General features: G+C 64.0%; 14 protein-coding genes. 4 read left to right on the top strand and 10 right to left on the bottom strand.

What is annotated here, in order from left to right; all coding sequences use genetic code 11:
- The first annotated feature begins 48 nt into the window (after positions 1-48).
- Both lpdA and V6766_RS01580 read left to right on the top strand, forming a co-directional pair.
- Positions 49-1,455 (top strand): dihydrolipoyl dehydrogenase, encoded by a 1,407-nt coding sequence (gene lpdA / locus V6766_RS01575; protein ID WP_448462946.1) that lies wholly within the window; start codon positions 49-51, stop codon positions 1,453-1,455.
- Between the two features lie 119 nt (positions 1,456-1,574).
- On the top strand, positions 1,575-2,072 hold the full coding sequence (locus V6766_RS01580) for a cytochrome b (RefSeq protein ID WP_448462948.1): 498 nt from the start codon (positions 1,575-1,577) through the stop codon (positions 2,070-2,072).
- Positions 2,073-2,075: 3 nt separating this feature from the next.
- Here the strand turns inward: V6766_RS01580 and V6766_RS01585 are convergent, their stop codons facing one another.
- The 6 genes from V6766_RS01585 to V6766_RS01610 form a co-directional block, all read right to left on the bottom strand.
- A complete protein-coding gene (locus V6766_RS01585) occupies positions 2,076-3,116 on the bottom strand; it encodes an ABC transporter ATP-binding protein (RefSeq protein ID WP_448462950.1) in 1,041 nt (346 codons plus the stop codon).
- 4 nt (positions 3,117-3,120) lie between these two features.
- Complete coding sequence (locus tag V6766_RS01590) at positions 3,121-4,740, bottom strand: FAD-dependent oxidoreductase (protein ID WP_448462952.1); 1,620 nt, start codon at positions 4,738-4,740, stop codon at positions 3,121-3,123.
- Between the two features lie 4 nt (positions 4,741-4,744).
- Complete coding sequence (locus V6766_RS01595; protein ID WP_448462954.1) at positions 4,745-5,587, bottom strand: carbohydrate ABC transporter permease; 843 nt, start codon at positions 5,585-5,587, stop codon at positions 4,745-4,747.
- Positions 5,584-6,480, bottom strand: a complete 897-nt coding sequence (locus tag V6766_RS01600) for a carbohydrate ABC transporter permease (RefSeq protein ID WP_448462956.1) — start codon at positions 6,478-6,480, stop codon at positions 5,584-5,586. The genes V6766_RS01595 and V6766_RS01600 overlap by 4 nt, the downstream gene beginning before the upstream one ends.
- A 76-nt stretch (positions 6,481-6,556) precedes the next feature.
- The gene (locus tag V6766_RS01605) at positions 6,557-7,798 is read right to left on the bottom strand and encodes an ABC transporter substrate-binding protein (RefSeq protein ID WP_448462958.1); all 1,242 of its coding nucleotides are present in this window, start codon (positions 7,796-7,798) and stop codon (positions 6,557-6,559) included.
- A gap of 43 nt (positions 7,799-7,841) precedes the next feature.
- Positions 7,842-8,885, bottom strand: a complete 1,044-nt coding sequence (locus tag V6766_RS01610; RefSeq protein ID WP_448462960.1) for a LacI family DNA-binding transcriptional regulator — start codon at positions 8,883-8,885, stop codon at positions 7,842-7,844.
- Positions 8,886-9,096: 211 nt separating this feature from the next.
- On the opposite strand from V6766_RS01610, the gene V6766_RS01615 reads away from it, so the two are divergent.
- A complete protein-coding gene (locus V6766_RS01615) occupies positions 9,097-9,345 on the top strand; it encodes a type II toxin-antitoxin system VapB family antitoxin (protein ID WP_448462962.1) in 249 nt (82 codons plus the stop codon).
- Positions 9,342-9,755, top strand: coding sequence for a PIN domain-containing protein (locus tag V6766_RS01620; RefSeq protein WP_448462964.1), 414 nt, complete (start codon positions 9,342-9,344; stop codon positions 9,753-9,755). The genes V6766_RS01615 and V6766_RS01620 overlap by 4 nt, the downstream gene beginning before the upstream one ends.
- A gap of 27 nt (positions 9,756-9,782) precedes the next feature.
- Here the strand turns inward: V6766_RS01620 and V6766_RS01625 are convergent, their stop codons facing one another.
- The 4 genes from V6766_RS01625 to V6766_RS01640 all read right to left on the bottom strand — a co-directional run bounded on the left by V6766_RS01625 (position 9,783) and on the right by V6766_RS01640 (position 15,103).
- Positions 9,783-11,846: a bifunctional sugar-binding transcriptional regulator/dihydroxyacetone kinase subunit DhaK gene (locus tag V6766_RS01625; protein WP_448462966.1), complete on the bottom strand. Its 2,064-nt coding sequence runs from the start codon at positions 11,844-11,846 to the stop codon at positions 9,783-9,785.
- Positions 11,846-12,508, bottom strand: coding sequence for a dihydroxyacetone kinase subunit DhaL (gene dhaL / locus V6766_RS01630; protein ID WP_448462968.1), 663 nt, complete (start codon positions 12,506-12,508; stop codon positions 11,846-11,848). The genes V6766_RS01625 and dhaL (V6766_RS01630) overlap by 1 nt, the downstream gene beginning before the upstream one ends.
- A 66-nt stretch (positions 12,509-12,574) precedes the next feature.
- Positions 12,575-14,323, bottom strand: coding sequence for a dihydroxyacetone kinase subunit DhaL (gene dhaL, locus V6766_RS01635; protein ID WP_448462970.1), 1,749 nt, complete (start codon positions 14,321-14,323; stop codon positions 12,575-12,577).
- Positions 14,324-14,347: 24 nt separating this feature from the next.
- Entirely contained in the window at positions 14,348-15,103 is a 756-nt protein-coding gene (locus tag V6766_RS01640; RefSeq protein WP_448462972.1) for a GolD/DthD family dehydrogenase, read from the bottom strand.
- Positions 15,104-15,114 lie beyond the last annotated feature (11 nt).

Below are 15,114 nucleotides of genomic sequence, written 5' to 3' on the forward strand. Positions count from 1 at the left end.
GCCCATCCTTCGCATCGGCGATGACCTCAATAAAGAGAAGGAAATCAGATGTCCTATGATCTCATCGTAATCGGTTCCGGCCCCGGCGGCTATGTCTGCGCGGTCAAGGCGTCGCAGCTCGGCATGAAGGTCGCCGTCGTCGAAAAGCGCGCCACCTATGGCGGCACCTGCCTCAATATCGGCTGCATCCCCTCCAAGGCGCTGCTGCATGCCTCCGAATTTTACGCCCATGCCGCCCATGGCATGGAAAGCCTCGGCGTGAAGCTATCGGGCGTGGAACTCGACCATGAAAAGCTGATGGGCCACAAGGATGCGGTGGTGAAGTCGAATGTCGAGGGCGTCGCCTTCCTGTTCAAGAAGAACAAGATCGACGGCTTCCAGGGCACCGGCAAGATCCTCGCGCCCGGCAAGGTGCAGGTGACCAAGGAAGACGGCTCCACCGAGGAGCTTGAGGCCAAGAACATCGTGATCGCCACCGGCTCCGATGTCGCGGGCATTCCGGGCGTTGATGTCGAGATCGATGAGGAGACCATCGTGTCTTCCACCGGCGGTATCGCGCTCAAGAAGGTGCCGGAGAAGATGATCGTGGTCGGCGGCGGCGTCATCGGGCTGGAGCTCGGCTCGGTCTGGTCGCGCCTGGGCGCCAAGGTCACGGTGGTCGAATTCCTCGACAAGATCCTTGGCCCCATGGATGGCGAGGCCTCCAAGCAGTTCCAGAAGATGCTCGCCAAGCAGGGGCTCGACTTCAAGCTTTCCGCCAAGGTTACCGCCGTCGAGAAGGGCAAAAACGGCGCCAAGGTGACCTTCGAGCCGGTCAAGGGCGGCGATGCCGAAACCATCGAAGCCGATATCGTTCTGATCTCCACCGGCCGCAAGCCCTATACCGAGGGCCTCGGCCTGGAAGAGGCCGGCGTGAAGCTCGACGATCGCGGCCGCGTGGAAATCGACAGCCACTTCAAGACCAATGTCGACGGCATCTATGCGATCGGCGATGTGGTGAAGGGCCTGATGCTCGCCCACAAGGCCGAGGATGAGGGCGTGGCGCTCGCCGAAATCCTCGCCGGCCAGGCCGGCCATGTCAATTACGACGTGATCCCGAGCGTGGTCTACACCCAGCCGGAAGTCGCCTCCGTCGGCAAGACCGAGGAAGAACTGAAGAAGGACGGCGTCGCCTACACCATCGGCAAGTTCCCGTTCATGGCCAATGGCCGTGCCCGCGCGATGGAAACGACCGATGGTTTCGTCAAGGTGCTCGCCGACAAGGAGACCGACCGCGTGCTCGGCGTCCACATTGTCGGCTTCGGCGCGGGCGAGATGATCCACGAGGCGGCGGTGCTGATGGAATTCGGCGGCTCGGCGGAAGATCTCGGCCGCACCTGCCATGCGCACCCGACCATGTCGGAAGCGGTGAAGGAGGCAGCCCTCGGCGCGTTCTTCAAGCCCATCCACATGTGAGGCGGCTGACGCCGTTTTCATGAAAAAGATGTCACCTTTGAAAGTGCGGCTTGCTTTGCGGGCCGCATTTTCGTTTCATGGTTTATCCGAACAAGCTCTTGATAAGAGGGGTAAATCCTGTGCGTCCGACTCCGGTTTCCTTTTCGCGCTCGCAGCGCGCCCTGCACTGGATCATGGCGTTGCTGATCCTGTTCAACCTGCTCTTCTCCGATGATTTGGTCCGCTGGGGCGTTCTGTATTACGGCAACAAGCCCGTTCCGGACGATGTTCAGCTCTCGGCCGACATCCACGCCTATGTCGGGATCACGGTACTCGTTCTCGCATTGATCCGGCTGGCGCTGCGCTTCATTCAGGGCGTGCCGCCGGAGCCTGCGGGTGAGCCGGCGATCTTCCGCCTGTTGTCGAAGGTGGCGCACTGGACGTTTTATCTGATGTTCATCGTGATGCCGCTTGCCGGCATCGCCGGCTATTATTTCGACAGCGGCGCAGCCGCGTTGGCGCATGCCAATCAGATGAAGCTCGTGATGTGGTTCCTGATCATCACCCATATCGCCGCCGTCGCGGTCCACCAGTTCTACTGGCGGACCGGGATATTGAAGCGGATGACAACCGGCTGAGGGCTACCGCGCGGGCGCGAGACGGTTTCCCGCCTCGTCGAATGCATGGCAATGCGCAGGGGCGGCGGCGAGGTGGATCGTGGTTCCGGCGGCAAGTTCGCGGCCTGCCGGCTGTTCCAGAATGATCGGCCCGTGGCCGTCAACATCGGCGTGGACCAGCCGCGCATTGCCGAGATATTCCGTCAGCCTGACCTTCGCGGCGATGGCGCCCTGATTCTCCGACATGATCTCGAAGCTGTCCGGCCGGATGCCGCAATAGCGGGTCTCGGGCGGAAGCCCGCTCGCGGCGCGAAGGGTTTCGAACGCCGGCGTCAGCTCGAAGATGTTCATCTTCGGCGCGCCGATGAACTGGGCGGCGAACAGGTTCGCCGGACGCTCATAAAGGTCCTCGGGGCTGCCGACCTGCTCGATCCGCCCGTCGCGCAGAAGCACGATCTTGTCGGCAAGCGTCATCGCCTCGACCTGGTCGTGGGTCACATAGATCATCGTCCGCTTCAGCCGCGCGTGCAGCTCGGAAATCTGGGTGCGCATATGCACCCGAAGCTCGGCATCGAGGTTGGAGAGCGGCTCGTCAAACAGGAAGGTTTCCGGCTGGCCGACGATCGCGCGGCCGATCGCCACACGCTGGCGTTGGCCGCCGGAGAGTTCGCGCGGATAGCGTTCGGTGAGCTTGTCGAGCTGCAAGGTGGCGACGGCCTCTTCCACCAGCCTGTCGATCTCGGCGGCCGGCGTCTTGCGCACCTTCAGGCCGAAGGCGATGTTTTCGCGCACGGTCAGATGCGGATAGAGCGCGTAGGACTGGAAAACCATCGCCACGCCGCGCTTGGCCGGCGCGATGTCGTTCATCCGTTTCCCGCCGATCTCCAGCGTGCCGCCGGTGATGTCCTCAAGGCCGGCGATCATTCTCAGCAGCGTAGACTTGCCGCAGCCGGACGGGCCGACGAAGACACAGAACTCGCCGTCCTCGACCGCAAGATCGATGCCCTTGATGATTTCCGCCGCGCCATAGGACTTTCTGACGCCCTTCAGTTCAAGCTTGGCCATGTCTTCACTCCACGCGTCCGAACAGTTCGAGCCGCGGCGTTTCGCGGATGTGCTGCGGCCATGCGAGCGGCACCTCGAAGCGGCTTTTAAGCAGGCTCTGGAAATCCGCAAGCCGCTCCGGCGTCTCGCGCACGCCGCGCGGCGAGATGTCGTTGTCGAGGCAATAGGCGGCAAGCGCGCCGACGCTTTCGCCGATATTCCACTCCACCGGATGAAGTCGGTAGCAGCCATTGGTCAGATGGGTGGTGCCGATATTCTTGCAGGCCGGCAGCATGTTTTCCACCCGCTCCGGGATCAGGCTGCCCAGCGGAATCTGGAACGGCCAGTTGGCGATGTCGACATAATTGCGCGGCGCGGTGGAGGGGTGAAGATCGATTCGGTAGGAACCGACGCCGACGCTGTCGAAGAACTGCTCGGCGCCCTTCAGCCCTTCGCGGGCATCGATCCCGACATGGTTTTCGGTGACCGTGAACAGCGCCTTGATGCGGCGGCTTTCGCGGATATAGGGGGCAACCGTCAGGCCGTCGAGCGTGCCCATCACGCTTCCGGCCGGCTTCAGGCCGCGATAGCCATAGCCGCCATCGTGGCGCGGCGCTTCGGTCTGCATCCAGTAGAGCATGGAGAGCGAGAGCTGGCGCGCGCCTTCCAGATGCTTCTCCGCCTCCTCGGGCGAAACGCCAACGATGGGGCCGCCGCAATAGTCGATCTGCGGCCAGTTCACGAGGCAGATATCGGAGGGGTAGCGGTCGCCGACATGGTTCTTGCGATAGAATATCCGCCGGTAGTGCCAGTTGTCCGGCGCGAACTTGACGTCGCTGTCGCCGACGAACAGCGGGCGGTTGTCGGGCTCCAGCGTCACCGGATTGGGGCCAATGAAGGAAAGCTGGCGATCGGGCCAGAAATCGAGCTTGAAATCGCGCCAGATATCGTAGTCGCGCGGGCGCTCGATGGTGTGGTCCTCGTCCGGGTGATAGCTCATGGCGAAGCACCAGCTCACCGCCTGCTGGTCATTGGGGTCGGCCTCGCCGGGAAGGGCTGCCGGCTCGCCGGTCTGCGCCTGGCTCTCTGCGCCGATGACGTGCTCGACATTGCCGAGTTCCAGAAGATCGCCAAGTTCGGTGGCGTCGATGAAATAGCGACCGGTCAGCACCATCTCGCCATGCTCGGCAGAGCGCACGGTGACGGCCGTGAAGCGGTCGCCATCGGTCTCGGCGGCGATCGGTTTGGCGTTCATGAGAACCGTCAGCCGGCCGGTCGCGTACCACGGCGCAAGCAGGGCCTCGATCGCCGCCACGCCGGCGCGCGGCTCGGCGCACAGAGGAGAGACATTGCCGCTGCCGGGGTTCAGGTTGGCGTCGTTGCGGGCCTCGTCGGTGAGCGGATAGTTGTCGCGGTAATAGTCACGAATGTTCCGGCGAAGCGCACGGTAGCTCGCTGTCGAGCCCTCCTTCTCGATCCACGGATTTTCATCCGGCGGCACGGCCTGCGTCGTCAACTGGCCGCCGAGCCATTTGAATTCCTCGGTCAGGATGACGCTGCGGCCGAGCTTCAGCGCCGAAAGCGCTGCCGCGACCCCGCCCAGACCGCCGCCGATGATGACGATGTCGCTGGTGAGTTCCTTCATTTTGTTATCCTTTCACGCCAGACAAGGCGAAACTTTCAACGATCTGGCGCTGGGCCAGAATGTAGACGATGAGCATGGGAATGACGGCCAGCGCGGTCGCCGCAAGCTGCAGGTGCCAGAGCGGTAGGCCGTAGGTGTCGGTGAAATTGGCAAGCGCCAGCGGCAGGGTGAACAGCTTGATGTCGTTGACGAACACCAGCGGCTCCAGAAACAGGTTCCACGAAAACAGGAAGGTGATGATGCCGACGGCCGCAAGCGCCGGCTTCGACAGCGGCAGCGCCACCTTGAAATAGACGCCGAAGCGGGTCAGCCCGTCCATGCGGCCGGCCTCCTCCAGCTCCTTCGGCAGGGCCAGGAAATACTGGCGCATCAGGAAGGTCGCCATCACGCCCTGCGAGCCGAAGAGCGGCAGCAGGATCAGCGGCATATGGGTGTTCATCAGGCCGAGATTCTTCATCAGGAAGAAGTTCGGAACGATGGTGACCTCCTCCGGCATCATCAGCGCCGAGATCAACAGCAGCAGCACCAGCGCGCTTCCGGCAAAGCGCAGCCGCGCCAGCGCATAGCCGGCCATCGAGGACAGGAACAGCGTCAGCCCGGTGACGATGACGGCGATATAGAGCGAGTTGAAATATTGCCGGGCAAAGGGCTGATAGGCGAAGACCTCGGAAAAGTTCGACCAGTGGATGGTGGCCGGGATCAGCGACGCCGAGGAGAACACGTCCGCCTGACCCTTGAGCGCGCCCGACAGCATCCAGATGAAGGGGAACACGAAGGGGATGGCGAGCGCTGAAAGCCCGAAGACCCAGCAGATGCGGGTGATCTTCTGTTGCAGGCGGTAGTTCATTTGCGCACCGTTTTCAAAAGCATCTGCAGGATGGTGAGCGCCAGGATCAGCACGAACAGCACCACGGCGAGCGCCGAGGCATAGCCGGTGTTGAAGAACTTGAAGCCCTGCTCATAGATGTAGAAGGCGAGCACGAGGGTGGCGTTCTGCGGCCCGCCGCCGGTCATCAGATAGATATGGTCGAACACCTTCAGCGAACCGACCACCGTGATCACCATGATCACCAGCGTCGTTGGCGCCAGAAGCGGCCATGTGATGCGGCGGAAGATGTCCCAGCCATTGGCGCCCTCCAGCCGTGCCGCTTCCTCATAGTCGCGCGGGATCGCCTGGAGTGCCGCGATATAGAGGATCATGTTGAGGCCCACGGTCTTCAGAACGCGGGTGACGATCACCGAGGCCATGGCCCAGCGCGGCTCGTGCAGCCAGTTCGGCCCGTCAATGCCGACGACAGACAGCGCCTGATTGACCGCGCCGCTTTCATGCTGGAGCAGAAAGGTCCAGATGATCGCCCACGCCACGGCAGATGTAATGACGGGCGCGAAGAACAGCGTGCGGAAGACGACCACGCCCCGGAAGGGTCGCGACAGCGCGATCGCAAGCCCGAGCGCCAGCGCCATGTTGAGCGGAACGAGGCCCGCAGCAAACACCAGCGAATTGCCGAGCACGTGCCAGAACGTATCGTTGCGGGTCAGCGCGTCGACGTAATTTTCCATGCCGACGAAGCTGGATTGCTGCGACAACAGGTTCCACTCCGTGGTGGAATAATAGAACACGGCGATCAGCGGGCCGACGAAGAAGATGGCGAACCCGGTCAGAATCGGGCTGACGAACAGCCAGCCGGCGATCGCCTCACGCGTCTTCAGTGTCAGTCCGGAACGGAGAGCGGACATCATCGCTTCCTTTATGCGGGCGAATTTCGAATGTTTTTGGTTTCCGGCGGCCGTAGGGAAGGCCGCCGGAAAACCTCGTTTACTTCAGCAGCGGGTCGATATCGTCGCAGAGCCTGGCAAGCACGGCGGGCACATCGGCGTCGGCTGCCCACAGCGCATCGAAGTCGGGCCGCGATGCTGCCTCGATCTGCGGGTAGCGCTCATGGCTTGGCAGCACCGAACCGCCCTCGATCCCGGCGGCCACGATTTCCATCTGCTCCGGCGTCACGGCAGGGTTGCTGGAGAGGAAGGCGTCGCTTTCCAGAACGCTGATGCGCGCCGGCGGGAAGAACTCGGCCATCTTGGCGACGTTTTCCGCCGAGGTCATATGCGCCAGGAATTCGGCCGCGACCTCCTTGTTCTTGCCCTGCGCGAAGGCGACGACGGCGGCCTGGCCGACGGTCGAAGCCTCACCCGCGGGACCGGAGGGCAGGGGCGCGATCCCCCAGTCGAACCCGACATCCGCCAGTTTGGTGACGCGCGAAATCTGCGTCATGGTCAGGCCCGCATTGCCGGAGAAGAAATCGCCCTGCTCGCCGGGCGGCACGGTCGACTGATCGGCATAGACCATGTCGTGGAAGAGCTGCACGGCTTCGGCTGCTTCCGGGCTGTCGAGCGTGCAGGAACCGTCGCTCCAGGCCTCGCCGCCATAGGCGCGCACGATCGGCATCAGATTGTGCATCACGCGGGCGCCATAGCCCTGACCATCGACGGTCTCATAGCCCCAGACGCCGGCATCGGCGTTGCGCAGCGCGGCCGCGTCGGATTTAAGCTGTTCCCAGGTCCAGGTGCCGTCCGCCGCGCGCTCGGCAGGCGTTTCCAGGCCGGCCTCGTCATAAAGCGTCTTGTTGAAGTAGATCAGGAAGGGCGAGGTGGAGAAGGGGATGCCGTAAACCGCATCGCCCTTGGTCCACAGGCCCATCGCCGGCTCGGAGAAATCGGCGTAATTGTAATCATCGGCCGCCGTCAGCGTGTCGGAAACATCCTCGAGCACGCCGGCATTGACGAAGGCGGGCGCCGAGCTTTCCAGCAGCCAGCCGAGATCGGGCGGATTGCCGCCGGCAAGCTGGAGCGTCAGCTTCTGCACATAATCGCCGAACGGAATGGTGTCGAACTGCACCGTGACGTCCGGGTGGGTTTCGGCAAAGCTCTCGGCAATGCCGTTCAGCATGGCGAGATGCGCCTCGCTGCCGGTCCACACGGTGAACCGAAGCTCCTCGGCCGCCGCCGCCGAAGCGAGCGTGCCGGTAAGGGCTGTTGCGATGATTAAACGCTTAATCATTTGGGTCGACATGATCTCTTAAACCTCCCGTTTCAGATCAGATTCAGATTGCTTTCAGCGTTTCGCCCGGCACATAGCCAAGCGGCTGCATGATATTCTCGGGCACTTTCCCGGGCTCGCGGATTTTCGCGATCAGGGTCTCGACGGCCCGCTCCCCCATTTCCTCCCTGGGGATGGAGATGCGGGTCCAGCGCTCGCCCTCGGCCTCGTCGAACAACGGGGCGGCGAGGGCGACGACGGAGATGTTGTCTGGAATTGACAGGCCGCGCGCGGCAAGCTGACGTTCCAGCGCCACCGCATGGGCGAAGGTTTCGGCAAGGACCACAGTTATGCCGCTTTTCAGCAGATCATCGATCCATGCAGGGTTGATCTCTTCCGGCGTAATCCTCTCGACGGAGAGCGACAGGTCGTCATGGCCGTTTTCAAGGAAGCCGCGCTCGCGGTCTTCATTCTGTTCGCGCACTTCCCGCTCGCCGATCAGCATCAGCGCGCGATGCCCCATCGCGCGGCAACGGGTGACAACATCGCTGACGGCGCTCTTATAATCCGGCGCCACCCAGCTGACATGCCCGCCCTCGACCTCGCGCCGACCGATGGTCACGAACGGAAAGCCGATATCGCAGAGCCGCTTCAGATCGTCCTTGTCCTGCGCCGCGCCCAGAAGGATCGCCCCGTCGGCAATGCCCATGCGATTGGTGCCCTTGGGGAAGATGCTGCGCCGGCCCTTCTCGAGCGTCGACGAGGTGAACAGCAGCAGGTCCTGGCCGGAGCGCATCGCGCCCCGCTCTATGCCAAGCAGAAAAGGATAGAAGAAGTTCTTCCGGTCCGCGGGAAAGACCGCCTCATAGGTGAACACGCCGATGATATTGCGCCGTCCGCCCGCGAGCGACTGGGCCACGACATCCGGCGCATAGCCAAGCGCTTCCATAGCCGCGCGAACGCGTTTCTCGGCTTCCTCGCCAACGCGAATGGTCTTGCCGGGCTTCGGCGAAATCACGGCCGATACGACAGCGGTGGAAACCCCCGCCATCGCCGCAACATCGCTCTGGGTCACGCGCCGCGCGCGCTTCGGCCCGGTCAAAGTCAAGACTATCCTCCCGAATGCTATTGATTAAGCGTATAATCAAAGCGAAACGCGGTCAATGGTATTTATGCGGAATTGTTGTTAGGCGGCAGAGGGGGCCAAACGGCCAATATCAAGCTAGCCATCGGGACGACCGCTGCCATCTTGCCATCAGCTTTGCTGCTCACTACATTCGAGTATGTCGCGTTTGGCGACCATGCAAAAGGAGGCAACGATGGCAGAGCCGCAACTATCGGTACGTAGCGCCCGAGCGCGCGACCTGGCACATCGTCTGGCCCAGCGCGAAAAGCGGTCCATTGCCGATATCGTCGAGCGCGCGCTTGAGATTTATGCCGAGCGAGAAGCCGGCCGGGAGCCCGCACGGCAATTCTACGCGCGTCTTGCCGGCGGAGAAGGCGAGGATATTGATCTCGAAGCGATTATTTCCGCCCACCGCAGACCTCATGGCGGGCCGGAATTGTGATCTTCCTCGACACCAACGTGATTTCGGAAACTCTGCGTCATGCACCTGACGGCCACGTGCTTGACTGGCTCGTCCGTCATGACGGCGAACTCGCGCTGTCCACCGTGGTCATCGCCGAGATCGCTTTCGGAATCGCGAAAATCCACCCCGACCAGCGCGCAAATCGGCTTGAGGAGGGGTTGTCAGCATGGCGCAATCGCTTTGCCGATCGGATATTTGGGTTTACCGAATCCGCGGCGCTTGCCTATGGCGAGATCATGGGCGCGGCGGCGCATCATGGTCGGCCGATGTCCGTCCCGGACGGCATGATCGCGGCCATCGTCAAGGTTCATGACGGCACGCTTGCCACGCGCAACATCAAGGACTTCCGAGAGACAGGGATTGAACTCGTTTCGCCTTGGGAAGGGTAGGCGCGTCTTCCTGCCTTCGATTAGCCCCTACCGCCGCGACAGTGCAACCGAAGAACAGGGCGCATCCAGGAGGTCGGCGAGTTCGTCGTCGAGATGCATCAGCGAGATCGAGACGCCGGCCATGTCGAGCGAGGTGTAGTAGCGCCCGACCAGCGATCGCGTGACCTGCAACCCGTGGGCCTTCAGGCGCTTCCGGATGCGGCCGTTCAGGATGTAGAGTTCCATGTCGGGCGTCGCGCCGAGCGAATTGACCAGCAGGGCGACACGATCGCCTTCCTTTGGCATCATTTCATCGAGCAGACGGTCGATCACGAGATCGGCGGCCTGATCGGCGGTGCCGATGGCGGCGCGGGCGATGCCGGGCTCGCCATGAACGCCGACGCCGATTTCCATCTCGTCGGGGCCAAGCTGAAAGGTCGGGCGGCGGGTTTCGATCGAGGCGCCGGGCTCCAGCGCCAGCCCCATGGTGAAGGTGCGTTCATTGGCCCGCCGCGTTACCGCCACGCAGGCGTCAAGCGGCATCATCCGCTCGCAGGCAGCACCCGCGACCTTGAAGATGAACACATTGCCGGCGACCCCGCGCCGCGTGGCCCGCATCTCCTTTGGCGAGGAGGCGATGTCGTCGGTGGTGACCACCGCCTGCACCGCGATTCCCTCGGCCGCGGCCATTTCGGCGGCGATCTCGAAATTCATCACATCGCCGGAGAAATTGCCGAAAATGTGCAGTACGCCGGCCCCGCCATCAACAGCGCGGGTGGAGGCGAGGATCGGATCAGGCGGCGGCGCGGCGAACACATTGCCGACGACCACCGCATCCGCGAGCCCCTGGCCGACATAACCGAAAAAGCCCGGCTCATGCCCCGCGCCGCCGCCGATGACGAGGCCGACCTTGCCGGGGCGGGGGGCGTGTACCGAGCGCAGCGCGCGGGGCGCGCCCGGAACCGGGGCCAGGATTTCCGGGTGCGCCAGAAGCGCGCTCGCCAGCGTCTCGTCAACCGCGTCCTGCGGTCGGTTGATGAATTTCTTGGTGTGCACCCGTTCGGGCAGTTGCGGCGCCCTGGCGGTTTCCATACGCTGCGGGCGGATGTCGACGTTCTCGGAGCGCAGTATGCCCCAGGCGGTATCCACATCGGTGACCAGCACGCTGACATAGCCGCCGCGCAGCGCCGCGAGGATCGCCTGCACCTTGTCGATCCCGCCGGCGACCGCAATCCGCTGCGGAATGGCGCGAAGCGCGGCCAGCTCGATGCCGACGGTGCGCCCGTCGAGCGGCCCGGCCACCGGCTCGCCGCGCGCGTTGATAAGCCGGCCGGCAATGCTGCCGACGGCGGCGTGATAGTGCTCGTTGACGTCCACCTTGTCGAAGAAGCCGCTGGTGTGGATCGTGCTTTCCGCCCTCAGCGACGAGATGCCGAGCAGGATGCGGTTTGCCGCCGCCAACACGCCGAGCTGTTCGGCGATCACCGGTTCCTCGAACAGCACGTCGCGGACGGAAGCGGATGACAGGATCGCGGGCGACGACAGTGGTATGCAGCGGGCGTCCAGCGCCTCGGCCAGCCGCGTGGCGCAGGCCTCGGGCGTCCACGGGATCTTGGCGGTCGTGCCGCCGGTCGCCTGAACCACGCGCATGTCCCTGAGATTGACCCGTTCGACGGCATTGGCGATCGCCAGCATCGTCCGGCCCCAGGTCACGGCGATGGTATCGCCGGATTGTGCGTGCAGCGCCAGCACCTGCGCGCCCGCAGCCCCCAGCCGTTCCGTCAGTGTGCGTTCGCCGCCGGTTGAGGGGATCACCAGACAATCGGCGAGGCCGAAATGCTCCTTGAGGCTCTGGGCGAGCGACAATTGCCGGAATTTCTCCGGCGCGATCTCGATCGAGACGATGCCGCGCGTGCGGGCATCGGCGAGATAAGCGTTCACGGTGGGGCGGGAAATGCCCATGGCAACGGCAATGTCGCCCTGGGTCATGCCCTCTTCGTAGTAAAGCCATGCCGCCCACAGCAGCGGGTCTCCGCCGAAACGCAGGGGCAGTTGGGAGCCGGATTGCCTCTCGGAGGCGGACAGGGCGCGCGGACCGCTCTTTCGTGCCATCAAAGGGTCTCTCGCTCGGCTGCCGCAGACACCCATTCGCGTGCGGCGTCAATCAGCGCGGCGGCGGAAACGGCTCCGGGATCGAGATGGCCGATTGTGCGCGCGCCAAGGCGGGCGGCGCGGCCCTTGGCCGCCACCATGCCGCGCGTGGCTTCGGCCCCTTCTGCGGCAGCAGCGGCGGCGCGGCTCATAACTTCGGCGAGCGTTGCACCCTCGGCTCTCGCATCGCGGATTGCGTGGGTGGCGGGCAGCCAGGCATCCAGCATGGTCTTGTCGCCGGGCGATGCCTTGCCGCGTTCCTCGATCCCTTCCGAGATCGAGATCAGGATGTCGGCGAGACGCTCGATCGGCACCTGTTTGTCTTCCGGCATGGCAAGGCCGGCGCGGGTCAGCCCGCTGGCATAGAGCGGCCCGGTGGTGGCGCCGACGGCGTTGAGGAAGGAGCGACCGGCCTGCGTCAGCGCGACCCTGAGCGAGGCGTAATCGGAAGCGTTGTGGGTCAGCGCCACGGCGGCGGCGGAAAAGCCTTCGGCCATGGCTGTGCCGTGATCGGCATCGCCGATCGCGCCATCGAGCTCGGCCAGATAGTCGCGTTCGTCATTCATCCGGCGCGCGAAGGCGCGAAACAGATCGGCGAGGGCATGGCAATCGAGATACATCATGGCCGCATTATGCTGCGAGGAGGCGGGCGAGCACAAGCGATTCCGTGCCCGCCCGCGCCGCCTTCATCAATTCTGAAGGCGGCGGGAGAACCCGTTTCCAAGTTCGGTCAGGATCATGCAGCAGGAGGTTGCTCCGGCATCAAGGACGCCGCGCGAGCGCTCGCCAAGCCGGCTGGCGCGTCCGATGCGGGCAACCAGATCGACAGTGGAATCTCGGCCCTTTTCCGCGGCCTTCGCCATCGCCTGAAGGGCAGGGGCGAAACCGTCCGCCTTTGTCGCGTCGAAAGCCTCGACGGCGGGGACGAAGGTGTCGATCAGCGTCTTGTCGCCAACCTTGGCCGAACCGGTGGAGCGCACGCCTTCGAGACCTGCGTTCAGCATGAGCGAAAACGCATCGGCGTCGATGGCGGTGCGGCCCTTGATGGACGAGGCCATTTCCTGGAACATCAGGCCGTAGAGCGGGCCCATCGAGCCGCCGATCTCCGACATCAGAATATCGGACAGGACGGTCATCGCCTCGTCGAGCGTCATTTCCGAGCCGGCGATCCGTTCGGCGGCGCGGCCGAAGCCCTTGGCCATGTTGATGCCGTGGTCGCCATCGCCGATCTTGCCGTCAATCTCCGAAAGCCAGGCCTTGTTCTCGACGATCACCGCCGCGATCTCCTCGACGATCGCCGCATTGCCGGCATTCGTCACCGAAGGGCCGTTGATGGTCTCGGGCGCGCGGGGTGCGTCGTCCTCGGCCTTCGCTGTCTTCACCTGAGCTGTAGTGGCGGCCTTCGCGGCGGCTGGCTGGATTTTCGGCGCGGCGTTGCCGGTCTGGCTGAAGCCGGGCGCGGTTGCCTCCATATCCAGCAGCGCCTTCATCTCGTCGTCCAGAACCATGACCGAGAGCGTCGCGCCGATCATTTCCAGCGAGGTGAAATAATTGCCGACATAGGCGCGATAGACGGTCGCGCCGCGGGCCTCGATTTCCTGTTCCATGCGGTCATAGAGCACGTAAAGCTCGTTGACCGGGGTCGCGCCCAGGCCGGAGACCAGGACGGCCACTTCGCTGCCCTTCGGCAGGTCGTGGTCATCCATGACGATCTTGACCATGTCGGCGGCGACTTCATTGGCGGTCTTCAGCGGCTCCACGCGGGTGCCGGGCTCGCCGTGGTGGCCGATGCCGACCTCCATGGTTCCGGCCTCGATCTGGAAATTCGGATGACCGACGGCCGGCAGTGTGCACGGGCCAAGCCCGACGCCGACGGAGCGCACGCTGTCGATCGCCTTCTGCGCTGCGGCCTGAACCTCGGTGAGCGATCCGCCTTTGGCGGCAACCGCGCTGCCGATCTTCCACATGAAGATTTCGCCCGCGACGCCGCGGCGCTTCTCGCGCTCGGAAAGCGGGGCGGAGCAGACATCGTCATTGGCGACCACGGTCGCGACCTCGATGCCCTCTTTCTCGAGCATGCCGGCGGCCATTTTGACGTTCATGTTGTCGCCGGCGTAGTTGCCGTAAAGCACCGCGACGCCGGCGCCGCCATCGGCTGCGCGCATCGCATCGGCAAAACTCTTGGCAGTCGGCGAGGAGAACAGTTCGCCGACCGCGACCGCGTCCACCATGTTGCGACCGGTATAGCCGATGAAGGCCGGCTCGTGGCCCGAACCGCCGCCGGTGACGATGCCGACCTTGCCCGAGACGGGCGCTGCCTGCGACACGATCACGCGCGCATTGGCCGGATCGAGCCGCACCAGATCGCGGTGGGCCCGGACGAAACCGGCCACGGTCTCATCGACAAGATCGTCGGGGTTGTTGATAAATCTCTGCATTGAAGCGACCTTATCGTTCATCATTTACCGGACGGTGTAGCCGCCATCGACCAGAAGATCGGCGCCGTTGATCATCGCTGCCTCGTCGGAGGCGAGGAACACGGCGGCGGCGGCGATTTCTTCCGGCTCGGCAAAGCGGCCGCTCGGGATCTGGGCCTTCATCGCCTCGCCCTTTTCGCCTTCCCAGGCTTTGCGGCCGAGATCGGTCATCACCACGGTGGGCGAGATCGAATTGGCGGTGATGCCGTGCTTGCCCCATTCCAGCGCCAGCGTCTTGGTGACGCCGATAACGGCGAATTTGGTGGCGCAGTAGGCGACATGGCCTTCGATGGCGACCGAGCCGGCCTGGCTTGCAAGGTTGACGATCCTCCCGCCCTTGCCGGCAGCGATCATCGCGCGCCCTACGGCCTGGCACATCAGATAGGTGCCGGTCAGGTTGACGGCGATGGTGCGGTCCCAGGCGGCTTTCGAGAGCTCTTCGGCGGGGGCGAGGTCGACGATGCCCGCCGAATTGACGAGAATGTCGATCTCGCCGAGTGCCGCCTTGACGTCGGCAACCGCCGCTTCAACGCTTTCGCTGTCGGTGACGTTGCATGCAAACGCCTTCGCGCCGTCAAGCGCGGCGGCCATGGCGTCGGCCGCATCGCGGTTCATGTCGAGAATGGCGACGCGCGCGCCCTTGGCAGCAAACGCCCGGGCAATCGCCGCGCCGATGCCGGATGCCGCGCCGGTGATGACCGCGACCTTGCCGGCAAGTGAAAATTCAGGGGAAGACGCCATCGAAACGTCCT

The organism is Martelella sp. AMO21009, from assembly GCF_053484295.1.